This window comes from Variovorax sp. GW821-FHT10B04 (genome assembly GCF_059415645.1).
This window is the reverse complement of sequence record NZ_JBWKNQ010000011.1, coordinates 73,421-97,365: the sequence shown is the minus strand read 5'-3', so window position 1 is coordinate 97,365 and position 23,945 is coordinate 73,421. Positions and strand designations below refer to the sequence as shown.

The following is a 23,945-nucleotide window of genomic DNA, read 5'->3' as shown; positions in this document are numbered from 1 at the left end:
TCGAATGCCGCACGCGGCCCTCGGCCCGGCGCCGCCCATAATTCCCGCGTGGACCTCCCGCCGATCACCGACGCCCTCTCTGCCCGCGCCCTCGCGCAGGCGCTGACCGACCGCCTGCACGCCGCCGGCCTCGAAGCACCGCGCGCACCGCCGCGGGAGCCGACCACCTGCTGTGGCCGCGGCTGCAACGGCTGCGTGTGGGAAGGCTATTTCGAAGCCGTCGCCTGGTGGCGCGACGAGGCGCTCACCCTGCTGCCCGACGGCTGACGGCTGACCGACGATCGACCGAAGCCCGCCCGGCAAGCTCGCCGGCATCGTCCTGCCGATGTGCCTGCGGATACCGTCTCCCGCGACGGCCGTCCCTAGCATCGGCCGCATGAAACCAATCCACGAACTCGGCACCACCGAGCGCTTCCGGCGGCTGATGGGCCGCTACACCACCGGGGTCAGCGTGCTGCTCGCGCGCGACGGCGGCGAGGTGGTCGGGCTGACCGCGAACTCGCTGACCTCCGTCAGCCTGGAACCGCTGCTGCTGCTGTTCTGCACGCGCCAGGAGAGCGCCAGCGCGGCCCGGCTGCTGCGGGCCGGGCGCTTCACCGTCAACCTGCTGGCCGAGTCGCAGCAGCAGGCCTCGCGCCACTTCGCCGGGCCGCGCGATGCGAGCCAGGCGCTGGACACGGTCGGCGACGGCGCGCACGTCTGGCTGCCCGGCTGCAACGCCGTCTTCAAGTGCGAAGTGGCCGACGTGCACCCCGGCGGCGACCACCGGATCGTCGTCGGGCGGGTGCTCGACCTGATCGGCCCCGACGTCGCGACGCCGCCCCTGCTCTATCACGAGGGCAGCTATGCACGGCTCGGCTGACCGCTCACGGGTGCTCGGCACCTACCTGCTCGTGCTGTTCTGCTGGAGCACCAGCTGGTACGCGATGAAGCTGCAGGTCGGCACCGCGACGCCGGCGCTCTCGATCGCCCTGCGCTTCCTGCTGGCCGCGCCGCTGATGTTCGGCTGGGTCGCGTGGCGGCGCGGGCCGATGCGCTACGACCTGCGCACGCATGCGCTGTTCGCGGTGATGGGCAGCTTCATGTTCTCCATCAACTTCCTGTTCGCGTACCACGCGGCGATGTTCCTCACCTCGGCGCTGGTGTCGGTGGTGTTCTCGCTGGCGGCGATGGTCAACCTGCTGCTCGGCGCGCTGTTCCTCGGCCAGCGCGTGACCTGGCGCGCCGCCGCCGGTGCGCTGGCGGGCGCCGCCGGGCTCGTGCTGCTGCTCTGGGGCGACGTGGCAGCCAAGGGCCTGGGCCACGCGCCCTGGTTCGGGCTGCTGCTGGCGATCGGCATGACGCTGTCCTTCTGCTTCGGCAACATGGCTTCGGCGCTGCTGCAGCGCCGCGGCGTGCCGGTGGCCTCGGCCACCGCGTGGGCGATGCCGTGGGGCGCCGTCTGCAGCCTGCTGTTCGCGTTCGGCAGCAGCCAGCCGCTGGTGCTCGACGGCGCGCCGCGCTACCTCGGGTCGCTCGCCTTCCTGGTGGTGTTCGGCACGGTGCTCGGCTTCCACGCCTACCTGACGCTGCTCGGCCGGATCGGCCCGGCACGGGCCTCCTACGCGACGGTGCTGGCGCCGATCGGCGCACTGCTGGTGTCGTCGGTGTTCGAGGGCTACCAATGGACCACGCTGTCCTTCGTCGGCATCGCCTGCACGCTGGCAGGAAACGTGCTGATCCTCGGCGCCAGCCGCCGCAAGGCCGTGCCGGCCACCGCGGCAGACACAGCCGGCCCTTCCGCAACCGCCCTTCCCGGAGCGACACGTCCATGAGCGCAGCTTCCCCGATTTCCATCGTCTTCCCGATCTACGACGGCGTGACGCAGCTCGACTTCACCGGTCCGCACCAAGTGCTGGCGCGGCTGCCGGGCGCGCGCCTCACGGTCGCCTCGGTCGGCGGCGCGACCGTGACCGCCGACGACGGCCTGACGCTCGGCGGCCTCGCGCGGCTCGAGGACATCGCGCAGTGCGACGTGCTCTGCGTGCCCGGCGGCATGCGCTGCACCGAGGCGATGCAGAACGTCGAATTCATGGCCGCGATCCGCCGGCTCGGCCCTGGCGTTCGCTACCTGACCTCGGTCTGCTCGGGCTCGATGATCCTGGCCGCGGCCGGCCTGCTGAGCGGTCGCCGCGCCGCCTGCCACTGGTTCTGGCGCGACCTGCTGCCGGTGTTCGGCGCGATTCCCGACGCGGCGCGCGTGGTGCGCGACGGCCACGTCTTCACCGGCGGCGGCGTGACGGCCGGCATCGACTTCGCGCTGACGCTGGTCGCGGAGATCGCGGGCGCGGCGCAGGCCCAGGCGATCCAGCTCGCGCTGGAATATGCGCCGGCGCCGCCCTTCGACGCCGGCCGGCCCGACACCGCGCCGGCCGCCATCGCGCAATCGGTGATGGCCGCGGGCATCGCGTCGCGGCCGCAGCGGCTGGCGCTGATGGAAAGCATCGCGCGCGCCAACGCCGCCCGCTGACGCCGCCCGTACGACACCACACCACACCACACCACACCGCACTGCACCGGGCCGGACGGCTCGTCCTCCCATTCGTGACGAGGACGCACGCGACGGTATCGCCGGATACGGTCTGGCCGCGCGGCGCTTCCTACATTGACTGCATTCCTTCGGAGATTCCATGACGGTCGTTGCGCCTTCCTCCCCTGCTTCCATTTCCATCGCCGCCGCACCGACGGCGCCGCCCGCCGGCGAGATCCCGCCCGCGCTGCGCGCCGAGATCCGCGCACTGAGCCTCTGGCTGCGCGACCAGTCCGAACGCATCGAGGCCGGCCGGCGCATTCCCGACGACGTGGTCGCCCGGCTGCACGACGCCGGCCTGTTCCGCATGACGCTGCCGACACGCCTCGGCGGCATGGCGATGGCGCCGCACGCGGTCTGGCAACTGGTGTACGAGGTCGCGCGCGGCAGCGGTTCGGCCGCCTGGCTGGTGTCGCTGTGCCTGGCCAACACCGTCATGCTGGCGCGCTTTCCGGACCGCCTGCAGGACGAGCTCTTCGGCGCCGGCCCGCGCGTGATCGTGTCGGCGCTCACCGGCGCCGCACCGCGCGGGCTCGCCGTCGAGGACGCCGACGGCGGCATCCTGCTGAGCGGCCAGTGGGGTTACGCGTCGGGCATCGACGTGGCCGACTGGGTCGGCGTGCTGGTGCCGGTCGGGCCGGCCGGCGAGGTGCACTTCGCCCTGCTGCCGCAGGCCGACTTCGCGATCGACGCGAACAGCTGGAACGTGATCGGCATGCGCGGCACCGGCAGCAAGGACGTGTCGCTCGACCGCGCCTTCGTGCCGCGCCACCGGCTGGTCGCATGGAAGCCGATGCAGGACGGCCAGCGCCACCCCGAATGCTCGACGGTCGACGCGCTGCAGGACTACCCGCTCAACGCGCTGTTCGCGATGTCGATCCTCGCGCCCTCGCTCGGACTGGCCTGCGCCATCGTCGACGAATTTCGCGCCATGGCCGGCCGCCGGCTGGCCGCCATGCCGGCCGGCCAGCGCGATCCCTTCATCACGACCGAACTGGCCCAGGCCGACGCCTGCATCACGATGGCCTGCGACAGCCTGGTGTTCGAGGCCAGCAAGCCGCTGCTGCAGCCCGGCCCAGCGAACGCCCAGATGCGCGCCGAGATGCGGGTGCGCATCTCGATGATCGCGAGCGCCGCACGGGCTGCGTCCCAGCGGCTGTTCGCGGCCGCGGGCGGCCAGGTGATGCCGAGCGGCTCGCGCTTCGAGACGCTGCTGCGCGACATGAGCGCGATGTATTCCCACCTGCTGCTGCAGCCCCAGCCGATCAGCGAGACCTGCGGACGCCTGCAGCTCGGCATGGACATGCTGCCCGGCAGCCGGATCTAGCGATTTCGCGCGCCAGCCTGTATCGGGCGATACCTGCGCGCACCACCACCCCGACCTATTCTTTTGCTGCATTGCACCATTCCACCAAGGACCCATTCATGAACACGCGATCCCTGATCTCCTGTCTCGGCCTGCTCGCCTGCGGGCTGCTTTCCCTTGCCGCCCACGCCCAGCCCGCCAAACCCGAACTGCGGCTCGGCGTCGTGCTCGCCGCATCGGGCGGTGCCTCGTCGATCGGCCTGCCCGAACGCAGTGCCGTCGCGCTGGCCGAGGAGAAACTGAGCAAGGCCGACCTGCCGTTCACCGTGAAGTTCGTCTCGTACGACGACGCGTCGGACCCGACCAAGTCGACCAACGCTGTGCGCCGGCTGGTCGAGGAGGACAAGGTCCACCTGGTGATCTGCTGCACGACCACGCCGAGCTCGCTGGCGGTGCTGGAAACGCTGACCACCACGCGCACGCCGTCGATCACCCTCGCGGCCGCAGCGTCGTCGGTCGAGCCCGCCGACCAGCGCAAGTACGTGTTCAAGGCCTCGGCGACCGACCGGATGATGATCGAGCGCCTGCTCGACGAGGTGACGCACCGCAAGGCGAAGAAGGTCGCGAGCATCTTCGCCGACGACTCGTACGGCGAGAGCGGCCTGAACGCGCTCAAGGCGCTGGCGCCCGGCGCAGGCGTCGAACTCGGCCCGGTCGAGCGCGTCGCCCGCACCGACACCAACTTCACGCCGCAGGCGCTGCGCATCCGGCAGTCGAACCCCGACGTGGTCTATGTCCACACCTACACGCCGGCGTCGTACCTGATGCAGGAGGCGCTGCGCCGCGTCGGCTACACCGGGCTGGTGATCCAGTCGCAGGGCTCGGCCAGCGCGGCCTTCCTGTCGCTCGGCAATGCGGCGCTCGACGGCACGCTGGTCATCGTCGCGCCGGTGGTGGTGCAGAGCCAGCTGCCCGCCAACACGCCCGGCCGCGCCGCGCTCAACGAGTTCGTGCAGACCTACGAAGGCAAGTACGGCGCCGGCAAGGCCGACAACTACTCGGCCATGGGCTGGGACGCGGCGCATGTCGCGGTGCTCGCCTTCAAGAGCGTGCTGGACCAGAAGAAGACCAACCTGGCCGACCTCGGCGCGACCCGCGAGGCGCTGCGCGAAGCCATGGAGAGCATGAAGGGCCAGGTCAGCACGTCGGGCCTGGTCGGCTTCAGCCCGACCGACCACGTGGGCGTGGACCGCAAGGTGGCGCTGCCGATGTCGGAGATCCGCGGCGGCCGCTTCGTGCTCGCCACCCACTGAGGCCACTCCCGCGCGATGGACACCTTTCTCTTCCTGCTCACGGACGGCATCACGAGCGGCGCGGTCTACGGACTCGTGGCGCTCAGCCTGGTGATCGTCCATACCGTCACGCGGGTGGCCAACATCGCCCAGGGCGAGTACGTGATGTTCGGCGCCATGACGCTGGCCAGCTTCATGGAGCACACGGTGCCGGCCACGCTGGGGCTGGTGCTCGGCGGCGGGCTGCTGTGTGCGCTGTTCGAGGCCTGGGACGCGCGGCGCGCGCCGAAGCGGCTGCTGCGCATCGCGCTGACAAGCGTCGCCGCCGCGGCCGTGCTGTGCGGCGCGGTCTGGCTCACGCTCGCGAGCCATGGCCATTACGTGCTGTCGCTGGCCTGCTCGCTGCTGCTGGTCAGTGCGCTCGGGCCGGTGGTGTACCGGCTCACGGTGCAGCCGGGGCTCAACAGCAGCGCCGTCGTTCTCGTGATCATCTCGGTCGGCGTGCAGATGGTGCTGCACGGCCTGGCGTTGATCCTGTGGGGCGCGCAGCCGCGGCCGGTGCCACCGGTGTCGACCGCCGGCTTCCAGGCCGGCGCGGTGTTCCTGTCGGCGCAAAGCCTGTGCATCCTGGCCGTGTCGGCGCTGGTGATGGCCGGGCTCTTCGTGTTCTTCGAATTCACCCAGGTCGGCAAGGCGCTGCGTGCCACCGCGATGAACCGGCGCGGCGCCCAGCTGTGCGGCATCTCGGTGAAGCGCGCCGGCCTGGCGAGCTTCGCGCTGGCCGCCTGCTTCAGCGGCGCCAGCGGCATGCTGGTCGCGCCGCTGGTCACGGCCAACGTCGACATGGGTTTTCTCATCGGCCTGAAGGGCTTCGTGGGCGCGACCTTCGGCGGACTGGCCACCTATCCGCTGTCGATCGCCGGCGTGGCGATCGTCGGCTCGCTCGATTCCTTCGCCGCCTATTCGCTCAGCGCCTACCGCGATGCGATCGTGTTCGCGCTGATCCTGCCGGTGCTGCTGCTGCGCAACGGACCGCGCCATCAAAGGGGCGATCGTTGAAAGCCTCTTCGTTCTTCGCCGCGCTCGGCGCGGCGGTGCTGTGCGTGCTCGCGCTGGCACCCAACTACCACCTCGGGCTGATGACCTTCGCCGGCATCGATGCGCTGGCCGCCGTCGGCCTGGTGCTGCTGATGCGTGCCGGCCAGGTGTCGCTCGGCCATGCGGCCTTCATCGGCCTGGGCGCCTATGGGGCGGCGATCCTGTCGCGCGACTTCGGCTGGTCGCCCTGGCTCTGCCTGCTCGCGGGCAGCGCGATCGCAGCCGCCGCCGCGGCGCCGATCGGCCTGGTCACGCTGCGGCTGCGCGGCACCTACCTGCCGCTCGCCACGCTGGCCTGGGGCATCGCGATCCACGTCGTGTTCATGGCCTCGGAACTCACCGGCGCGTCGTCGGGCTTCGACCGCATCCCGCCGCTGGCCATCGCCGGCACGCCGATCGGCAACCGCGCGATCGGCTTCCTGGTGTGGATCGTGGTGCTGCTCGCGGCGCTCGGCGGCAGCCGGCTGCTGCGCTCGCGCCAGGGCCGCGTGCTGCGCAGCCTGGAAGAGCACGAAGCCGTCGCCACCAGCTTCGGCGTGCCGGCGGCGCGGCTGAAGATGGTGGTGTTCGTGCTGTCGGCCGCGTTCGCCGGGCTGGCCGGCGCGCTGTACGCGTTCCAGGCGCGCTTCATCAGTCCGGCGCCCTTCGGTGTCGGCGCCTCGTTCACGCTGCTGATCGTGGTGATGCTCGGCGGCGTGACGCACCCTGTCGGCGCCGTCATCGGCGCGCTCACCGTGGGCCTGATCAACCTGCTGCTGCAGACGCTGTTCTCGGGGCTGGTCGACCGCATCGGGCCGATCGAGCCGGTGATCTTCGGCGCCTTGCTGGTCGGTCTGCTGCTGCGCTGGCCCGGCGGCATCTGGTCGGCATTGGCGCCGCGGCTGACCGGCGCGCGGACCATGCCGCCGCCAGCGAACGTCGCGCCGCTGCCCGGGGCCAACGTCGAGGCCGACGCGGCCAATGCGACCGGACCGGGCGCGGTGCCGCTGCTGGAGCTCATCAACGTCGACAAGCGCTTCGGCGGCGTGCGCGCGCTGAGCGGGCTGTCGCTGAAGGTGCCGACCGGCGCGATCGTCGGGCTGATCGGCCCGAACGGCGCCGGCAAGAGCACGGCCTTCAACATGATGTCGGGCCTGTCGCAGCCCAGCAGCGGTGAGGTCTGCCTGCGCGGCGAATCGCTGCCGCCCGCACCGCATCGGGTCGTCGGCCTCGGTCTGGCGCGCACCTTCCAGCATGTGAAGCTGGTCGGCGACATGCGCGTGATCGACAACGTGGCGATCGGCGCGTATTGGCGCGGCAAGGCCGGCGTACTGGCCGGGCTCACCGGATTCGACCGGCAGGAGGAACGGCGGACGATGGCCGTGGCGCATGCGGCGCTGGCCCGCGTCGGCCTGGCCGGCCTGGCCGACGCGCCGGCCGGCAGCCTGCCGCTGGGCAAGCAACGGCTGGTGGAGATCGCCCGCGCGCTCGCGGCGGCGCCGTCGCTGCTGCTGCTGGACGAGCCCGCGGCCGGCCTGCGCGCCGCGGAGAAGCAGGAGCTGATCGCCCTGGCGCGCAAATTGCAAAGCGAAGGCATGTCCATCGTCCTCGTCGAACACGACATGCAACTGGTGATGACCTGCGTCGATTCGCTGGTCGTGCTCAACCAGGGCAGCGTGCTGGCCGAGGGCACGCCGGCCGAGATACGCGTCAACCGCCGCGTGGTCGAGGCCTATCTCGGCAAGGGAGCATGAGCATGTTGAGCCTCGAGAACCTGACCGTCGCCTATGGCAAGGCCGTCGCGCTGGACGGCGTCAGCATCCACGCCGATGCGGGCGAATTCATTGCCGTGATCGGCGCCAACGGCGCGGGCAAGACCACGCTGCTGAATGCGGCGATGGGCCTGCTGCCGCTCAGCAGCGGCAGCGTGCGTTACCGCGGCCATGCGATCGACGACCTGGCCACCGAGCAGCGCGTGGCGCGCGGCATGGTGCTGGTGTCCGAGAGCCGCGACCTGTTCGGCGTGCTGTCGGTCGAGGACAACCTGCGCCTGGGCGGCTACCTGCACCGGCGCCGCGCCGATGCGGCCGCCTCGCTGGAACGCGTGTATGCGCTGCTTCCCAAGCTGAAGGAGCGCCGCAAGCAGCAGGTCGCGACGCTGTCGGGCGGCGAGCAGCAGATGGTCGCGATCGGCCGTGCGCTCATGACCGAGCCCGTCGCCATCCTGCTCGACGAGCCGTCGATCGGCCTCGCGCCGCTGGTGGTGCAACAGATCTTCGAAGCCATCGCCGCGCTCAAGACACAGGGCATGACGGCCGTGATCGTGGAGCAGAACGCGCGGCTCGCGCTGTCGGTGGCCGACCGCGGCTACGTGATGGAACTCGGCCGCATCGTGATGGACGGCAGCGCCAGTGCACTGGCCGACGACCCGCGCCTGAACGCGGCCTACTTCGGAAGCTGAAGGTGACCCGCCGGCTGTCGACCGAAACCTGGCGCCTCTCCGGCGACCAGGACCAGATGCAGGTCTGGCGGTCGACCGCGGGGCTGGGCCGCGAGATGCGGCTTCGGCCCGGTGCGGTGCTCTACCGGCAGGGCGAATGCATCAAGAGCTTCTACCTGATCGTCAGCGGCAAGATCGAGGTGTCGATGCTGCGCGAGGACGGCAGCAGCTTCATCGTCGAGATCATGGGGTCCGGCGCAGTCTGCGGCGAGGCCGCGGCCTTCGACGGTGTGCCCTGCTTCTCGACCGCCTGCGCCGAAGAGGCCAGCGTGGTGATGCGCTACGAGACCGACCAGCTCGACGAAGCCTTCCGCACCAATCCCGAGCTGGCGATGGCGCTGATGCGCGTGTTCGCGGCCAAGCAGCGCATCATGTCGCGCCGTGCGCAATCGCTGTCGGCGCCCGCACCGGAAGTGCGCATCGGCGAGCTGCTCGCGCGGCTCGGCAGCACCTACGGCACGATCGACCTGAAGGACGGCCTGGCCATTCCGTTCGCGCTGACGCACGAGCAGATCGCCACCATGACGGGCACCTCGCGCGTGACCGTGACGCGCTCGCTCAAGCGGCTGCGCGGCATCGGTGCACTGTCGGTGTCGAAGAACCGCATCTGCATCAAGGACCTGAAGCTGCTTGCGTCCTGAAAAAGAATGCGCGCAGCTTGTGTCGCGCGATACCGGCTGTTCGACGGCCGGCGCCTATCGTTCAACGATCTTCACCACGCAATCAAAGGCAGATCGATGAGCAAGCAGGTACTTGAGATTCCCCAGGGTTCGGACATCTTCGACGGCACGCGCGCGCTGTTCGAGAACTTCGGCTTCTCGCCGGCCGTCAAGGCGGGCGGGCTGCTCTTCATCGCGGGCCAGGTCGGCCTGCGCCCCGACGGCACGGTGCCGGAAAGCGTCGCCGAGCAGGCCGAATGCGCGTTCCAGCGCACCGGCGAGATCCTTCGGCTGTCGGGCCTCGATTTCTCCGACCTGGTCGAGGTGGTGAGCTACCACGTCGACATGGCCAACAACCTGGCGGCCTTCCTGCCGGTCAAGAAGATCTACACGCAGCGCCCGTTCCCGAGCTGGACGATGGTCGGCATCGAGGCGCTCGCGCGCCCGACGATGAAGATCGAGATCCGCAGCGTCGCCGCGCTGCGCAGCTGAGCGGCCGGTAGCCGAATCGCCAACAGAACGCGACATCCCATGCCAGACACGCCCGCCGCCGCCTTCCTGTATCGCGACTTCGCCACGCAGGAAGCGATCGACGCGCAGTACGACACCTCGCGCCAGGTCGCCGACCCGATGGCGTTGCTGGCCGGCCGGCGCGCCTGGAGCGACGAGGCGCGCGCGGCGTTGCCGTGCCACGCCAACCTCGCCTACGGCCCGTCGGACGTCGAACGGCTCGATGTGTTTCCCGGGCCTCCCGGGCCGGCCACCGCGACGACCGGTACACCGCTGGTGGTCTTCATCCATGGCGGCTACTGGTCGTCGCCATGGCTGGTCAAGGAGCTCTACGCCTGGGTCGCGCGCGGCATGCATGCGCATGGCTTCGCCACGGCAGTGCTCGACTACGGCGTCTGCCCCGATCACACGCTCGATGCACTGGTCGCGCAGAGCCGGCGGGCGCTGGCCTGGCTGCACGGCCACGCAGCCGACTTCGGCGCCGACCCGGACAAGATCTACGTGACCGGCCATTCCGCGGGCGGGCATCTGTCGGCCATGCTCGCACTCACCGACTGGCCGGCCGACGGCCTGCCTGCCAACCTGGTCAAGGGCATCTGCCCGATCAGCGGGCTGTTCGACCTCGGCCCGTTCCCGCATTCATGGCTGCAGCCCAAGCTGCAGCTGAGCCCGGCACAGGTTCTGCGCAACGGGCCGATCCATCACCTGCGCCACGGCGCGCCGCCGATGCTGATCACCTGGGGCGCTGGCGAAACGCCGGAGTTCTACCGCCAGGCAGAAGCCTTTCATGGCGCCGCGCAGGCGCTGGGCGTCGACAGCAGGTTGATGCCTCTGGATGGCTGCCTGCACAACTCGGCCATCGATGGCCTGCGCGATCCGATGAGCCCGCTGTGCTTGGCGCTGGCGGCCCACGTGCGCCGGTGCACCGGCACGCCCGCGGACTGAGCGAAAGCGCCGACGACGCCGCGTCATGCGGCGTCGCTGCATGGCGCGCGCTGACCAGCTTCAGCGCGAACAAGTTCCGACACAGTCGCGCAACTTTGTAACCGGCGCGCGCGCCGCGTCACGCCGCCGACGGCGTGCGCTCAAATTTTTCAATGGCGATTCTTGTCGGTTCATCGGGTGATTTCTACACCTCGATGCGACGAGCCCCTGAGCGGGGTGGTTCACGGAACGATGGCTCTCGCGCTGCACCCGGCGTGGACTCTTACACATCTTTCCAGGGCCTCACATGCCTCCACTTCACCCGACTCCTCCGAGCAACGAACGACGGGCCTCGACCCGCACCGCCAAGTCGGTTCTCGTCATCGCGGTTGCCGGCCTGATCTTCGGCGTCGCCCTCACGACCGCGCCGGCCAAGGACGCCCGAGCACAGGCTTCGACGGCATCGCAAGCAACCTCCGTCGACGCCTCTCCCGATGCCCTGCTGGCCGCTGCAGGCCGCGTGCTCGCCCTGCTCGACACGGGCAACTACGCGCCGCTGTGGCAGGACATGCCACCTGCCCTGCAGGCGCGCTTCAAGCGGGACACCTTCATCGCCGACATGAAGTCGGCGCGCCAGTCGGTCGGCACGCTGCGCCAACGCACCTGGTCGGGCATCGGCCGCCTGCGCTACGCGACGCCCGCCACGCCGCAAGGCGTGCCTGCCGGGCTCTACGCCAACGTCGAGATGTCGTCCACGACGACCGACGGCCGCTCGCTCATCGAGCGGATTTCGTTCCGCATCGAGAACGACGGAAGCGTCCGCTTCACCGGCTACCTGCCCCGCCCGCTCACCGCCGCGGCCGGCACTGCGGCCGGCGCCCCGCAATGACGCGGCCGCGCGCCGCACAGCCCCATCAACACAGGAGAGGAAGAACATCATGAACAAGTCATACCGCAGCGTGTGGAACGAGTCCCTCGGCGCCTGGGTCGCCACGTCCGAACTCACCAAGGCGCGAGGCAAACGAAGTTCGGCCAGCGTGATTGCCGTGGCCGCAGCGCTGACGATCGGCGCCACGCTGTTCGGTGGCAGCGCGCTGGCCGCAGTCACCGGCACGGACAACGGGGACGCCACGCCGACGACCGCTTTCCTGGGCTCCATCGCCATTTCCTCATCGGCGGCTGGCGCGGCCGCCTTCGCCAACGGGGGCGGCATCGCCATCGGTACCGGCGCCAGTGCCGATTCGGCAGATGACCTCACGCCCACGGATGCGACCACCAACGGCGGCATCGCCATCGGCAACAACGCGTCGACCGGCGCCAACCAGGGAGACCGGCAGGTCGCCATCGGCGCTGCGGCGCAGGCCTTCGGCAGCGAATCCGTCGCGATGGGCGCCGGTGCCAGCACGTCGGCTGCGGCCATCAGCTCCATCGCGGTTGGACAGAACGCCACGACGACGGCGTCCGACGCCATTGCGATCGGCACCGGCACGAGCGCCTCGGCCAGTGGTGCCATCGCGCTGGGGCTGGGCGCCTCGGTCGCCACGTCCGCCGATCAGGGCATCGCCATCGGACAGGATGCTGCCGTCGGCACGGCGAGCGCCCGCAGCATTGCGTTCGGCTTTGGCGCCAGCGCCTCGGCCGCCGACACGATCGCTATCGGCGGGAACGCAGTTGCGCAGGCGAACAATGCGGTCGTCGTGGGCAGTGGTGCATCCGGCAGCGGCAGCGGCTCGGTCGTCCTCGGCAGCGGCGCGACGGCAGGTGTAGACGGCGTGAATGCCATCGTCATCGGCGCGGCGGCGGGGGTGGGCCCGGCCAGCCTGACCGGCGGCGACTCGGCTGTCTATATCGGCTACGCAGCCGGCATGGCCTCCGGTACCGGCACGGGCGACTACAACATTGCCATTGGCGCGACCAGCGGCATGGGCATCACCACCTCGTCCAACATCAGCCTCGGCGTCGATTCCAGTGGATCGGGCGGCAACGCGGTCGCCATCGGTACTTCCGCCAGCGCAGCCGGCAGCTTCGCCATCGCGGCGGGTTTCCTGTCGACAGCGGCCGGCACCGGCGCGCTGGCCATCGGCAGCGCCGCCAGCGCTTCGCAGGATGCCGCCATGGCGATCGGCGCCGGCACCAATGCGCAAGGCCGTTCCTCTCTTTCCTTCGGCGGCACTTCGGGCACCGAATCGGCCACCGCGGCATGGTCGTCGGCCGACAGCGCGATCGCCATCGGCGGTATCTACACGGTGTCCGGCTCCACAGGCGGCGAAGGTGCCAGTGCGACGGGCACATCGAGCGTCGCCATCGGCGGCAGCGTATCGCCCACCAGCGGATACGCCTCGGGTGCAAACGCCAGCAACGACGCCGCCATAGCGATCGGCGGCGTGTCGGCGGGTGGTGAAGGCGCATCGGCCAGCGGCCAGAGCGCCGTTGCCATCGGCGGCAACTCCGGGGGCGGAAACGGCGCGCAGGCCAGCGGAGACAACGCCATTGCCATCGGCACGTCGTCTTCCGCGCAGGATGAAAGCGCCGTCGCCATCGGCAACGGCGCCACGGCGATCGACATGCGGGGCATCGCGATCGGCATGACCAGCCAGGCGCTCGGTATCGATTCCATGGCCATCGGCGTGAATGCCTTGGCCGAGACCAGCAACGCGATGGCGATCGGCCTGAATTCGGTGTCCTCTGCAACCTACGGCATCGCACTGGGCGAGAACGCGCACGTCGACTCGTCCGGCTGGGGCAGCCTGGCCGTCGGCTACGGTGCCAACGTGCTGACGGCCGACGCGGTGGCGATCGGCCACAACGCGACGGTGTCTTCCGGCGTCGATGGCGGCGTGGCACTTGGCGCCTACAGCGCGGTCGGCAGCCTGTCCAGCGGCGCGGGCTTCCTCACCAACACGGAAGCGCCCGGGACGGGGCCCGTCTCCATCGGCAATGCCAGCGTGAAGCGCCGGCTGATCAACGTCGCCGACGGCTCCGAACCAAACGACGCCGTGAACGTCGCGCAACTGAGCACGCTGAGCGCGTTGACGACGAACTCGGTGACCAGCCTGGACACCCGCGTCACGGACACCGAGACCGCCATCAGCGGCCTCGGCGGAGGTGGCAGTGCAGACGTCAAGTATTTCCACGTCAACTCGGTCGCCGCCGATTCGCAAGCCACGGGGACGGACAGCATCGCGATCGGGCCTCTGGCCGTCGCGGACGCGGGCGGCTTGGCCGTGGGCAAAGGTGCCAGCGCCACGGGGGGCAGCAGCCTGGCCATGGGCAAGGGTGCCGGTGCCACGGCAGATGGCGGCGTTGCGCTGGGCCGAAGCGCATCGGTCTCGGGCAACGCGATGGACAGCGTTGCCATCGGTTCCGGCGCCACAGCGACCACGGATGCGAGCAACAGTATTGCGATGGGGCTGGGTGCACAGGTCGGCGCGGCCAGCACGACCGCGATCGGTAGCGGTGCGCTTGCGGACAGCGAGGGGGCCGCAGCCATCGGCAACACCGCGGCTGCGCGGAGCAATAACGCCCTGGCGATCGGGACAGGCGCATTTGTCGACGTGAACGGAACGAACTCCGTCGCGCTCGGTGCGTGGACCACGACCAACGCCGCCGATTCCGTGGCCATCGGCAATGGCGCCATCGTCGCGAGCACGGCTTCCGGCGCCGTGGCGCTGGGCGCGGGCTCCGTCGCCGACGTCGGCAACACCGTGTCCATCGGCTCGGTCGGTGCGGAGCGCCGTATCGTGAACGTGGCGGCGGGCACCAACCTCACCGACGCGGTCAACGTCGCGCAATTGAGCACGCTGAGCGCGTCGACCTCCGCATCCGTGACCAGCCTGGACACCCGCGTCACCGACACCGAAACAGTCATTGGCAGCATCAACAGCGGCGTCGGCATGAAGTACCTGCGTGTCAGTTCCACGGGAGTCGACGCACAAGCCAGCGGCGCCGACAGCGTGGCGATCGGCCCTGCTGCCATCGCCAACGCCACCAATGCCATCGCCTTGGGCAATGGCGCCGGCGCGACGCTCGACGGCGCAGCGTCGCTCGGTAGTGGTGCGCAGGCACAGGGCTACGCAGCCCTTGCTCTCGGCGGTTCGTCAGGCGAAGGATCGAGTGCGCCCGTCGTTACGGCCAATGGCGGCATCGCCATTGGCGGTGGCTATGCTGAAATGGGCGCTACGGCTGCCACCGGCGCCAGCGTGACGAACGACAGCGGCATTGCCATCGGTGCTGCAGAAGCCACGGATGGAACCACCGGTCAAGGCGCCTACGCAGGCGGCAAGGCCGCGGTCGCCATCGGCGGCGTCAGCCATGGCGGCAGCGGCGCCTCAGCATCCGGCGACAGCGCGATCGCCATCGGCGGAAATAGCGAGGGCGGCGCTGGCGCCGCAGCATCGGGCAATCGATCCATCGCGCTGGGCATTGCATCGGAAGCCGGCAGCGACGACACCGTGGCGATCGGCAGCGGCGCCAAGGCCACGGGTTCGCGAGGCATGGCGATGGGCATCGAGAGCACGGCGGGGTATGAATCCATTGCGATCGGCGGAGCAGCCACGGCCGACACGGACAACGCCATCGCGATCGGCTTTCATGCGTCGTCGCCAGCCTTCTACGGCATCGCCATTGGCGAAAACTCAACCATCGATCCGGCCGCAGTAAACGCAGTGTCCATCGGCTACGGCGCAGCGGTGGGCGCGCAAGACGGCGTGGCGCTGGGCCGCGGAGCCAGCGTTGCCGTCGATGTGCCCGGTGGCGTGGCAATTGGCGCGGGCAGCAAGGTGGATGCCCTGTCCAGCGGCACCGGCTTTCTCACCGGCGCCCTGGCACCCACCCTCGGCGCCGTCTCGATCGGTTCGGCCGAAGGGACGCGCCGACTGATCAATGTGGCGGACGGTTCGGCACCCAACGATGCGGTCAACGTCGCGCAACTCAGCACGCTGAGCACGGCGGCGGCCGCCTCGACAAGCAGTCTTGACACGCGCATCAGCGGCGTGGCGTCCACCACGTCGGCCGTGTCATCCGCAACGTCAGTCTCGCTCAGCAGCCTGGACACCCGCGTGAGCGGTACCGAATCCAGCACGATTGCACTGTCATCATCGACCGCGGTGTCCGTCGGCAGTCTCGACACCCGCGTCAGCGGCACCGAATCGACCACCTCGGCGCTGTCCTCGTCGATGTCGATCTCCTTCGGGAGCCTCGACACGCGCGTCACCGGCATCGACAGCACGCTGACGGTCTATTCGACCAACATCAACAACGTGACGACCATCGCCAACGCGGCGAGTTCGGGTGTGTCGAGCCTCGACACGCGCGCCGGCAGCATGGACACACGCGTGGCCACCGTCGAGAGCACGCAGACCGCCTTCTCGAGCAGCATCAGTTCGCAGCTGAGCGCGGTCAGCGCCGACAGCAGCAGCCTGAACACGCGCGTCGACGGTGTGACGAGCGCAGTCACGGTGTTGAGCGGCGCAACGAGTTCGAGCGTCGGCAGCCTGGACACGCGCGTCGGCCATGTCGAGACGCAGATCGCCAGCTTCACGGGCGAAACCACGAACAGCAGCGCCATCGCGCTGGGCTCGGGCTCTTCCGCCAACACCAACAACTCGACGGCCGTCGGCACGGGCGCCTCCGCCAGCGGCACGGGCGCCTCGAGCTTCGGCGCCAACGCCACGGCGATCGGCGAAGGCGCGACGGCGTCCGGCGACTGTGCCTACAGCAACGGCGCGGCTGCGACGGCGCTGGGCTATTGCTCGGAAGCCGGCAACAAGTCGACAAGCGCATCGGCCAACTACGCCACGGCCGTCGGCGCACAGGCCAAGGCACAGGGCGACACGTCGGTGGCGCTGGGCGCCCAGGCCACGGCCAAATCGGGAGGCGGCATCGCGATCGGCTACCAGGCGCTCGCGGACGAATCGAACTCGGTGGCGATCGGCGCCAACGCGTATGCGCATTCATCGGTCGCCGTCGGTACCGGCGCACGCGCAGAAGGCACCAACACCACCGCGATCGGGGACAACGCCAGGGCGGCAGGGGATTACTCGGCGGCACTCGGCAACAACGCCACGGCACTGGGCAACAACTCGGTCGCACTGGGCAACGGCACGACCGCGTCGCAGGCCAATACCGTGGCCGTCGGCAACCAGGGCACCGAACGCCGCATCACCGGCGTGGCACCCGGCATCGATGGAACCGACGCCGTCAACGTGAACCAGCTGCAGCAGATGCAGGGCAGCATCGACACGCTGAGCGACCGCGCCTACGCCGGCGTCGCGATGGCCTATGCAATGTCGTCGTCGCGCATGAACCTGACCCGCACGGGCGAAAAGGCATTGGGCATCGGCCTGGGTTACTACCGTGGCCAGACCGGCGTGGCGCTGAGCTTCCAGGGCGTGGCCGAGACTGGCGGCACGCACTACAACGTCGGCGTGAGCACGACGGGCAAGGACTGGGGCCTGGGCGTCGGTCTCGGCTGGAAGTGGGAATGACCATGGCACTGCGGCGCGGTCTCGCGCTGCTGGTGCTGTGCACGTTCTGCTGCATGGCATCAGCGGCGGCGACGCCGTCCGTGCCGTCCGCACAGGAAGCGATGATGGTCGGCACCTGGTACGGGGAGTTCGCGCCCCGGCCCGGCATGCCGGTCCAGCGCTTTCTGTACAACCGCAAGGCGGACGGCAGCTTCACGTTGCTGGCCCGCCTCTACGAGCCCGGCAAGCCTCCGACGGAACTGCGCAATTCGGGCCTGTGGGGAATCTCCAACGGGCTCTATTTCACCGTGACCACCGAGGTCGACGGCGTGCGCACCGACACCCGGAGCCCGGACACCATCAACCCGTATCTGGTGCAGGACCTGCAGCAGGATGCGTTCTCGTACCGGCACGTTCTGTCGGGCAACGTGTTCCGCGTGGTGCGCGTTCCGCCCGACCGGACCTTGCCGGCCCGATGAAATGAAACGCGACGCCATGGAAGCCACCGCCATGCCCGACAGGATCAACATCGGCCTGAGCATGTTCGTGTCGAAGGACGCCACGCAGTCGATCTGGTCCAACGGCGCGGTGCAGAACATCGTGTTTCTGTTCGCACTGCTGCGGTCCTCGCCGCACGTCGGCGAGTTGTGGCTGGTCAACGGCGGTGACGGCGAGGTGCTTCCGCCGGGCCTGATGGTGAGCGACATGGCGCTGCCGCTGGTCAGGCTGGCCGACGTGGTCGACCGCATCGACGTGCTGATCGAAGGTGGCGCGCAGATCGCCCCGGAAGAGGCCGCGCAGGTGCACGACCGCGGCGGTGTCGTGGTGGCCTACCGATGCGGCAACGACTACGTGATGGACATCGAGCGGCTGTCCTTCGGCAAGCCGTCGGGCTCGATCTTCAACGGCACGCGCTTCGACGAGGTGTGGACGCACGCACAGCACGAAGCGACTTGCGGTTCGTACTGGCGCATCGGGATGCGCGCACCGCTGCGCGTGATGCCGCACATCTGGAGCCCGATGTTCCTGCAGCGCGCGATTGCAGAACTCGCAGAGGCCGGCACGGCACCGCCCTTCGGCTACGTCCCGCGGCCGGGTGGCAAGCGGGTGTCGATCTTCGAGCCGAACATCAATGTCGTGAAGAGCTGCGTGCCGGGAATGCTGGTGTGCGAGTCGGCACACCGCGCCGACAAGGAGGCTTTGAGCGAGATCTACGTCACCAATTCCGTGCAGTTGAAGACGCATGTCACCTTCCAGAACTTCGCCAATGCGCTGGACATCGTGCGGGACAAGCGGGCCTCGTTCGAGGCGCGCTACAACCTTCCATATTTCCTGGCCACCTACACCGACATCGTGGTGACGCACCAATGGGAAAACGGGCTCAACTACATGTACTACGACGCGCTCTACGGCCGCTACCCGCTGGTGCACAACTCGCCCTTCCTGCGCGACGTCGGCTATTACTACGACGGATTCGAGGCCGAAGTCGGCGGCCTCGCGCTGCTCGAAGCCGTGCATCACCACGATGCGCAGCTGGCCGAATACGACCGCAAGGCCGCGGCGCTTCTGCACCGCGTGCAGATCGACAACCCGATCAACGTCGACGCGCATGTGGACCGCCTTTTCGCGCTGCTGCGCGCCAAGCGCACCGAACCGGTACCGGCCAGATGACAGCGGCGCGGACAGCCGCGCCGGGTTTGCGGATCGGCATCACCGTGGGCCTGCGCGAGGAGAACGAGGGACTCTGGACCAACGGCATCAAGCAGAACGCGTTGTCCCTGGCGGCGGTGCTGCAGAACTCGCTGCGCGGCCACGCGGTGTGCATCGTGAACACGACCGCCGTGTCCATCGACGCCGGCCTGGCATGGGACCGGCAGCAGTTCCCGACCTACCAGCTGAACGACGTGGTCGACTCGCTCGACGTGCTGATCGCGCTGGGGGGCGCGCTCACGGCTGAAACCATCCAGCGCGTGCAGTCGCACGGCGGCAAGGTCGTTGGCTACAAATGCGGCGTCGAATACATCATGTCGATGCAGGCGGCCATCTTCGAACGGCCGATCGGCGGCACGCCGGCCTATCCGACCGACTACGACGCCATCTGGGCGATCCCGCAAGTGGCGCCCAGCAGTGCGGCGTTCTGGCAGGTGCTGCACCGTGTGCCGGTGACCGTCGTGCCTTTCGTCTGGGACCCGCGCTGGCTCGAGGCCATGGCACGGACGCTTCCTGGCCAGGGCCTGCGCCAGCCGCGCCACGGGCCACGCCGCGTGACCATCTCCGAGCCCAACCACGACGTCGTCAAGTTCTGCCTGTACCCGCTGATGATCGCCGAGCTCGCCTGGCGCCAGCGGCCCAACCTCATCGAACTGGTGTCGGTCACCAACACCGCCCGGCTGCGCCACAACGCGGAGTTCATCGGTGTGGTGAAGCACCTCGACCTGGTGCGGCAGCACCAGGCCTTCTTCGAAGACCGCTTCCCGACCGCGTGGTTCCTGGCACACCACACCGACGTGGTGGTGTCGCACCAATGGGAAAACCCGCTGAACTACGCCTACCTGGAAACGGCCTGGCTTGGCTACCCGCTGGTGCACAACGCACCGCTGATTCCCGATATCGGTCATCCCTATGAAGGCTTTGACATCGAACAGGGCGCGCGGCAGCTGATCGAAGCGCTGCAGGACGACGACCCGCAGGCTTGCCGCGAGCGCCAGCGCGCCGCCGTGGGGCGCTACCTGGCGAGCGACATCGGCAACATCGAGGCCTACGACCGCCTGCTCGACGCCTTGCTCACCGGCGCCGGCGTCGGCCGCTGATCCGACTCCGGCGTGGGGTCACGGCCCGGGCGCCCGTCTCGTCTGGCGGCGAACACGTATGCTGGCGCGCTCCAGCACCGGCCATCCGGCCTCCGACATGACTCCCACGACAAATACAACAAAGGCGACAACCCGTCGGCCGATGGTCATCGCCGCGGTCATGGCCTCGATGGCCATGGTCGCGATCGAAGCCACCATCGTCTCCACCGTGATGCCGCAGATCGCGTCCACCCTGGGCGGGCTGCATCTCTACAGCTGGGTCTTCGCTTCGTTCCTGCTCGCGCAGACCGCGATGACCGTGGTGTTCGGCAAGCTTTCCGACATCTACGGCCGCAAGCCGGTGATGTTCATCGGCATCGCCATCTTCCTCGCGGGATCGCTGCTCGCCGGCTTCGCATGGTCGATGCCGGCCATGATCGTCTTCCGCCTGATCCAGGGCATGGGCGCAGGCGCGATACAGCCGGTGGCGCTCACCATCGTGGGCGACCTGTACCCGGTGCAGGAGCGCGGCAAGGTGCAGGGCTACCTGGCCAGCGTCTGGGCCGTCTCCGCCGTGGTCGGCCCGATGCTCGGCGCGCTGATCGTGCAGCAGCTGTCGTGGGCCTGGATCTTCTGGATCAACATCCCGATCGGACTGCTGGCCGCCCTCGGCTTCCATCTGTTCCTGAGCGAGACACGGGTGCGCCGCGAGACATCCGTCGACATCATCGGCGCGGTGTTGTTCGCGCTGGGGATCGCGGCGCTGATGGTGGCGCTCACCGAGTTCGGCATCGGCAACACCGGCGCGGCCTTCGTGTGGACGGCGCTGTTCGCGGTCGCGACGCTGCTCTTCATCGCGCAGGAGCGCCGCGCAGCGGATCCGATGATCTCCGGCCGACTCTGGGGCGCGCGAATCATCGCGACGGTCAACGGCGCCGCCCTGCTGGGCGGCATGGCGCTGATCGGCATCACGACCTTCCTGCCGATGTTCGTCCAGGTGGTGCTCGGGCGTTCGTCGGTGGTCGCCGGGCTGGCGCTCACGATGGTCATGCTGGGTTGGCCGCTCGGCGCCACGCTGGCGTCACGCACCTTCCTTCGTGTCGGGCTCTGGCGCCTGGTCGTCGCCGGCGCGCTGCTGGTGCCGGTGGGCGCCACGGCCTTTGCGCTGCTGGGCTCCACCAGTTCCCCCGCGCAGGCGGCGGTCGGCTCCTTCGTGATGGGCCTGGGCTTCGGGCTGCTCAGCCTGTCGTCGCTCATCTTGATCCAGGAGGCGACGGAGCTCTCGCAACGCGGCAGCGCGACGGCGTCGAATGTGTTTTCACGCAACCTCGGCAGTGCCCTGGGTGCGGCGTTCTTCGGCGCCGTCTTCAATTTCGGGCTGACGCGCGGAGGTGGCACGACGGTCACCGACGAGCAATTGCGCCAGCTGCTGCAGGGCACCTCGACGAGCGCGGCGGACGCGGCGATGCGGCTCGCCATCGGCGGCGCGCTGCACCTGAGTTTCGGCGCGCTGCTTGCGATCGGCCTCGGCGTGCTGGCGCTGTCGCTCACGCTGCCCCGGCACGGGCTGGGACGCCGGCTCGGCGCGCTGTCCTGAGCATGGCGTGCAGCCCGGGCCCAAGCCAGGGCCTATGCTGACGCCATGCTTCGCCAGTCACACACATCCCTCTTCGTCGAGACGCGCGGCCGCGGGCTGCAGGACATCAGCCGCCCGGTGGCCGACTGGGTCGCGGCGAGCGGCATCGATGACGGCCTGCTGACGCTCTTCATCTGCCACACCTCGGCCAGCCTGCTGGTGCAGGAAAACGCCGACCCCGATGTGCGAGGCGATCTCGACCGCTTCTTCGCGCGTCTGGTACCCGACGGCGACGCGCTCTTCCGACACCGTGACGAAGGCCCCGACGACATGCCGGCGCACGTGCGCGCGGCGCTGACCGCCGTGCAGTTGTCGGTGCCGGTGAGCGACGGGCGGCTGGCCCTGGGAACCTGGCAGGGCATCTATCTCTGGGAGCACCGCTTGCGGCCACATCGGCGCGAACTGGCCTTGCACCTCATCGGCGAGTGACGCTCAGGCGCGGCGCACTGCTGCGCCTCGGACGCCCGCCGAAGCCGACGGCCGTCCGAAAACTTTTCCTACGCCAGCGCCTTCCGTGCGCCACAACAACGTCGGTTCATCCATCGCAAGGAGAACCGACATGCCACGTGGCGACAAGTCGTCCTATACGGACAAGCAGAAGCGTCAGGCCGAGCACATCGAAGACGGGTATGAACATCGCGGCGTACCTGCGGCCGAGGCCGAACGCCGGGCCTGGGCCACGGTGAACAAGGAGACCGGCGGCGGCAAGAAGAGCGGCTCGGGCCGCGGCGAGCCCGAAAACCATGCGCCCTCGCGCAAGGGCGGCCGGCTGGGCGGCGCCGCATCCGCGTCGCGCAGCGCGGCTGAACGGTCCGCTTCTGCGCGCAAGGCGGCCGCCACGCGCAAACGCAACACCGAAACCGCACACCGATCACCTGCGCACTGAAAGCGCGCAACCGCCGTCGATGCGCGCGCGGCGCGGCTCCGCTGCATCGGGATGGTGCGTCGGGATCGGAAAGTAGGAGGAGACCCCGCAGCCCGAGGCGATTTCGTCCGGCAGTCTGAATCCAGACGCCGGGCGATCCTCGTACCCACTTCTCCAAGATCCTGAAGGACAAGGACACCATGGGCTCCGCACTCACCATCGCACGAGACATCGGCCGATTCACGGTCGGTGCGCTGCCTCCACCCTCGTTTGATTCCTTCGGCTGGGCGCCCACCGCTGCCATGGCCGAAGCGGTGTCCGGAGAAGGCATTCCCTTCGTCTATCACGGCTGGCAGTTCTCGCTGCGCGCGGAAAGCGATGGCGTCAGCGGCTTCAAGCCGGTGGTCTTCTGGCGCATGCACGGCTCGGAGCGCATGACGCTGCCGACGGTGCGCGACCACTTCGATACCGAAGGCGCAGCGCTCGACTGCGCGGAGCGCCAGGCCGTGCGCTGGGTCCGGGAACACATGGGCTACGGCCGCGCAGACCTGTGAACACGGTGGCACCCGATTCCTTGCGCCGTGCCAACCCCGGCGCCAGCGCGCATCAGCTTGCGAAGGTCTACCAGCTTCACTACTGGCCCACGATCCAGGGCAGGGGCGAGTTCGTGCGTCTCGCGCTCGAGGCGGCCGGCGCCGCCTATGTCGATGTGGCCCGCAATTCCGCAGCCCAGGGCGGCGGCGAAGCGGCGCTGGGGCACATGCTGGAAGCACCGGATCCCCGCGCTGCGTTCGCGCCGCCTTTTCTGGTGGACGGCAACGTCGTCGTCGGCCAGACGGCTGCGATCCTGCTGTACCTGGGGCCGCGCCTCGGGCTTGGCGGCGTCGGCGAGGCCGACACGGTCTGGACGCACCAGCTCCAGCTCACCATCGCGGACGCGGTCGCCGAGGTGCACGACACACACCATCCCTTGTCGGTGAGCATGTACTACGAAGACCAGCGCGAGGCTGCCCTGGTTCGTGCCAAGGCGTTCCGCGAGGAGCGCATTCCCAAGTTTCTCGGATGGTTCGAGCAGGTACTGCAACGCAACCCGGCCGGCGACCGGCATCTGGTCGGCGACGCGCTGACGTACGCCGACCTGTCGCTGTTCCAGCTGGTGGCCGGCTTGCGCTACGCATTCCCCAAGGCCAGTGCCCGTGCACTGGCGCGCCTTCCTGCGGTGACGCGGCTGCATGCCAACGTGGCCCGGCGCCAACATATCCACGACTACCTGCACAGCACGCGACGCACTGCGTTCAACGAGGACGGCATTTTCCGGCACTACCCCGAACTCGACGGTTGAGGCGCCCTGGGT

At 69.3% G+C, this 23,945-nt stretch carries 22 protein-coding genes; all 22 read left to right on the top strand.

Annotated features, from left to right (window positions below; genetic code table 11):
* The first annotated feature begins 48 nt into the window (after nucleotides 1-48).
* Nucleotides 49-267, top strand: coding sequence for an oxidoreductase-like domain-containing protein (locus tag AC07PZ_RS24060; protein ID WP_495297673.1), 219 nt, complete (start codon nucleotides 49-51; stop codon nucleotides 265-267).
* Between the two features lie 109 nt (nucleotides 268-376).
* The gene (locus AC07PZ_RS24055) at nucleotides 377-862 is read left to right on the top strand and encodes a flavin reductase family protein (RefSeq protein ID WP_495297672.1); all 486 of its coding nucleotides are present in this window, start codon (nucleotides 377-379) and stop codon (nucleotides 860-862) included.
* Nucleotides 846-1,814 carry a DMT family transporter gene (locus AC07PZ_RS24050; protein ID WP_495297671.1) on the top strand — a complete coding sequence of 323 codons (969 nt, stop codon included), beginning with the start codon at nucleotides 846-848 and terminating at the stop codon, nucleotides 1,812-1,814. The genes AC07PZ_RS24055 and AC07PZ_RS24050 overlap by 17 nt, the downstream gene beginning before the upstream one ends.
* Nucleotides 1,811-2,509 (top strand): DJ-1/PfpI family protein, encoded by a 699-nt coding sequence (locus AC07PZ_RS24045; RefSeq protein ID WP_495297670.1) that lies wholly within the window; start codon nucleotides 1,811-1,813, stop codon nucleotides 2,507-2,509. The genes AC07PZ_RS24050 and AC07PZ_RS24045 overlap by 4 nt, the downstream gene beginning before the upstream one ends.
* 160 nt (nucleotides 2,510-2,669) lie before the next feature.
* The gene (locus AC07PZ_RS24040) at nucleotides 2,670-3,896 is read left to right on the top strand and encodes an acyl-CoA dehydrogenase family protein (RefSeq protein ID WP_495297669.1); all 1,227 of its coding nucleotides are present in this window, start codon (nucleotides 2,670-2,672) and stop codon (nucleotides 3,894-3,896) included.
* Between the two features lie 98 nt (nucleotides 3,897-3,994).
* Nucleotides 3,995-5,188 (top strand): ABC transporter substrate-binding protein, encoded by a 1,194-nt coding sequence (locus tag AC07PZ_RS24035; RefSeq protein ID WP_495297668.1) that lies wholly within the window; start codon nucleotides 3,995-3,997, stop codon nucleotides 5,186-5,188.
* Nucleotides 5,189-5,203: 15 nt separating this feature from the next.
* Nucleotides 5,204-6,226, top strand: a complete 1,023-nt coding sequence (locus tag AC07PZ_RS24030) for a branched-chain amino acid ABC transporter permease (RefSeq protein WP_495297667.1) — start codon at nucleotides 5,204-5,206, stop codon at nucleotides 6,224-6,226.
* Nucleotides 6,223-7,998: a branched-chain amino acid ABC transporter ATP-binding protein/permease gene (locus AC07PZ_RS24025; protein WP_495297666.1), complete on the top strand. Its 1,776-nt coding sequence runs from the start codon at nucleotides 6,223-6,225 to the stop codon at nucleotides 7,996-7,998. The genes AC07PZ_RS24030 and AC07PZ_RS24025 overlap by 4 nt, the downstream gene beginning before the upstream one ends.
* A complete protein-coding gene (locus AC07PZ_RS24020) occupies nucleotides 7,995-8,705 on the top strand; it encodes an ABC transporter ATP-binding protein (RefSeq protein WP_495297665.1) in 711 nt (236 codons plus the stop codon). Before AC07PZ_RS24025 ends, AC07PZ_RS24020 begins: the two co-directional genes overlap by 4 nt.
* A 2-nt stretch (nucleotides 8,706-8,707) precedes the next feature.
* Nucleotides 8,708-9,385, top strand: coding sequence for a Crp/Fnr family transcriptional regulator (locus AC07PZ_RS24015; RefSeq protein WP_495297664.1), 678 nt, complete (start codon nucleotides 8,708-8,710; stop codon nucleotides 9,383-9,385).
* 96 nt (nucleotides 9,386-9,481) lie between these two features.
* Nucleotides 9,482-9,895, top strand: coding sequence for a RidA family protein (locus tag AC07PZ_RS24010; protein ID WP_495297663.1), 414 nt, complete (start codon nucleotides 9,482-9,484; stop codon nucleotides 9,893-9,895).
* Between the two features lie 39 nt (nucleotides 9,896-9,934).
* A complete protein-coding gene (locus AC07PZ_RS24005; protein ID WP_495297662.1) occupies nucleotides 9,935-10,858 on the top strand; it encodes an alpha/beta hydrolase in 924 nt (307 codons plus the stop codon).
* A 286-nt stretch (nucleotides 10,859-11,144) separates the two neighbouring features.
* The gene (locus tag AC07PZ_RS24000; RefSeq protein ID WP_495297661.1) at nucleotides 11,145-11,726 is read left to right on the top strand and encodes a DUF4019 domain-containing protein; all 582 of its coding nucleotides are present in this window, start codon (nucleotides 11,145-11,147) and stop codon (nucleotides 11,724-11,726) included.
* 49 nt (nucleotides 11,727-11,775) lie between these two features.
* Nucleotides 11,776-17,322 carry an ESPR-type extended signal peptide-containing protein gene (locus tag AC07PZ_RS23995; RefSeq protein WP_495297660.1) on the top strand — a complete coding sequence of 1,849 codons (5,547 nt, stop codon included), beginning with the start codon at nucleotides 11,776-11,778 and terminating at the stop codon, nucleotides 17,320-17,322.
* Nucleotides 17,323-17,324: 2 nt separating this feature from the next.
* Nucleotides 17,325-17,780, top strand: coding sequence for a hypothetical protein (locus AC07PZ_RS23990; RefSeq protein ID WP_495297659.1), 456 nt, complete (start codon nucleotides 17,325-17,327; stop codon nucleotides 17,778-17,780).
* 1 nt (nucleotide 17,781) lies between these two features.
* On the top strand, nucleotides 17,782-18,972 hold the full coding sequence (locus tag AC07PZ_RS23985) for a DUF2827 domain-containing protein (protein WP_495297658.1): 1,191 nt from the start codon (nucleotides 17,782-17,784) through the stop codon (nucleotides 18,970-18,972).
* The gene (locus AC07PZ_RS23980) at nucleotides 18,969-20,111 is read left to right on the top strand and encodes a DUF2827 family protein (protein ID WP_495297657.1); all 1,143 of its coding nucleotides are present in this window, start codon (nucleotides 18,969-18,971) and stop codon (nucleotides 20,109-20,111) included. The genes AC07PZ_RS23985 and AC07PZ_RS23980 overlap by 4 nt, the downstream gene beginning before the upstream one ends.
* A 142-nt stretch (nucleotides 20,112-20,253) precedes the next feature.
* A complete protein-coding gene (locus tag AC07PZ_RS23975) occupies nucleotides 20,254-21,687 on the top strand; it encodes an MFS transporter (protein WP_495297656.1) in 1,434 nt (477 codons plus the stop codon).
* Between the two features lie 45 nt (nucleotides 21,688-21,732).
* Nucleotides 21,733-22,155 (top strand): secondary thiamine-phosphate synthase enzyme YjbQ, encoded by a 423-nt coding sequence (locus AC07PZ_RS23970; RefSeq protein WP_495297655.1) that lies wholly within the window; start codon nucleotides 21,733-21,735, stop codon nucleotides 22,153-22,155.
* Nucleotides 22,156-22,285: 130 nt separating this feature from the next.
* Nucleotides 22,286-22,612, top strand: coding sequence for a plasmid stabilization protein (locus AC07PZ_RS23965; protein ID WP_495297654.1), 327 nt, complete (start codon nucleotides 22,286-22,288; stop codon nucleotides 22,610-22,612).
* Between the two features lie 179 nt (nucleotides 22,613-22,791).
* Nucleotides 22,792-23,145: a hypothetical protein gene (locus AC07PZ_RS23960; RefSeq protein WP_495297653.1), complete on the top strand. Its 354-nt coding sequence runs from the start codon at nucleotides 22,792-22,794 to the stop codon at nucleotides 23,143-23,145.
* Nucleotides 23,146-23,165: 20 nt separating this feature from the next.
* The gene (locus AC07PZ_RS23955) at nucleotides 23,166-23,933 is read left to right on the top strand and encodes a glutathione S-transferase (RefSeq protein WP_495297786.1); all 768 of its coding nucleotides are present in this window, start codon (nucleotides 23,166-23,168) and stop codon (nucleotides 23,931-23,933) included.
* The last annotated feature ends 12 nt before the right edge of the window (nucleotides 23,934-23,945 follow it).

Coding starts and splice junctions, on each gene's coding strand:
- AC07PZ_RS23985 (WP_495297658.1), top strand. CDS start 17,782: ATGAAACGCGACGCCATGGAAGCCACCGCCATGCCCGACAGGATCAAC.
- AC07PZ_RS24000 (WP_495297661.1), top strand. CDS start 11,145: ATGCCTCCACTTCACCCGACTCCTCCGAGCAACGAACGACGGGCCTCG.
- AC07PZ_RS23960 (WP_495297653.1), top strand. CDS start 22,792: ATGGGCTCCGCACTCACCATCGCACGAGACATCGGCCGATTCACGGTC.
- AC07PZ_RS24040 (WP_495297669.1), top strand. CDS start 2,670: ATGACGGTCGTTGCGCCTTCCTCCCCTGCTTCCATTTCCATCGCCGCC.
- AC07PZ_RS24010 (WP_495297663.1), top strand. CDS start 9,482: ATGAGCAAGCAGGTACTTGAGATTCCCCAGGGTTCGGACATCTTCGAC.
- AC07PZ_RS24005 (WP_495297662.1), top strand. CDS start 9,935: ATGCCAGACACGCCCGCCGCCGCCTTCCTGTATCGCGACTTCGCCACG.
- AC07PZ_RS23970 (WP_495297655.1), top strand. CDS start 21,733: ATGCTTCGCCAGTCACACACATCCCTCTTCGTCGAGACGCGCGGCCGC.
- AC07PZ_RS24045 (WP_495297670.1), top strand. CDS start 1,811: ATGAGCGCAGCTTCCCCGATTTCCATCGTCTTCCCGATCTACGACGGC.
- AC07PZ_RS23965 (WP_495297654.1), top strand. CDS start 22,286: ATGCCACGTGGCGACAAGTCGTCCTATACGGACAAGCAGAAGCGTCAG.
- AC07PZ_RS23990 (WP_495297659.1), top strand. CDS start 17,325: ATGGCACTGCGGCGCGGTCTCGCGCTGCTGGTGCTGTGCACGTTCTGC.
- AC07PZ_RS24050 (WP_495297671.1), top strand. CDS start 846: ATGCACGGCTCGGCTGACCGCTCACGGGTGCTCGGCACCTACCTGCTC.
- AC07PZ_RS24020 (WP_495297665.1), top strand. CDS start 7,995: ATGAGCATGTTGAGCCTCGAGAACCTGACCGTCGCCTATGGCAAGGCC.
- AC07PZ_RS24030 (WP_495297667.1), top strand. CDS start 5,204: ATGGACACCTTTCTCTTCCTGCTCACGGACGGCATCACGAGCGGCGCG.
- AC07PZ_RS23995 (WP_495297660.1), top strand. CDS start 11,776: ATGAACAAGTCATACCGCAGCGTGTGGAACGAGTCCCTCGGCGCCTGG.
- AC07PZ_RS24055 (WP_495297672.1), top strand. CDS start 377: ATGAAACCAATCCACGAACTCGGCACCACCGAGCGCTTCCGGCGGCTG.
- AC07PZ_RS24035 (WP_495297668.1), top strand. CDS start 3,995: ATGAACACGCGATCCCTGATCTCCTGTCTCGGCCTGCTCGCCTGCGGG.
- AC07PZ_RS23980 (WP_495297657.1), top strand. CDS start 18,969: ATGACAGCGGCGCGGACAGCCGCGCCGGGTTTGCGGATCGGCATCACC.
- AC07PZ_RS23975 (WP_495297656.1), top strand. CDS start 20,254: ATGGTCATCGCCGCGGTCATGGCCTCGATGGCCATGGTCGCGATCGAA.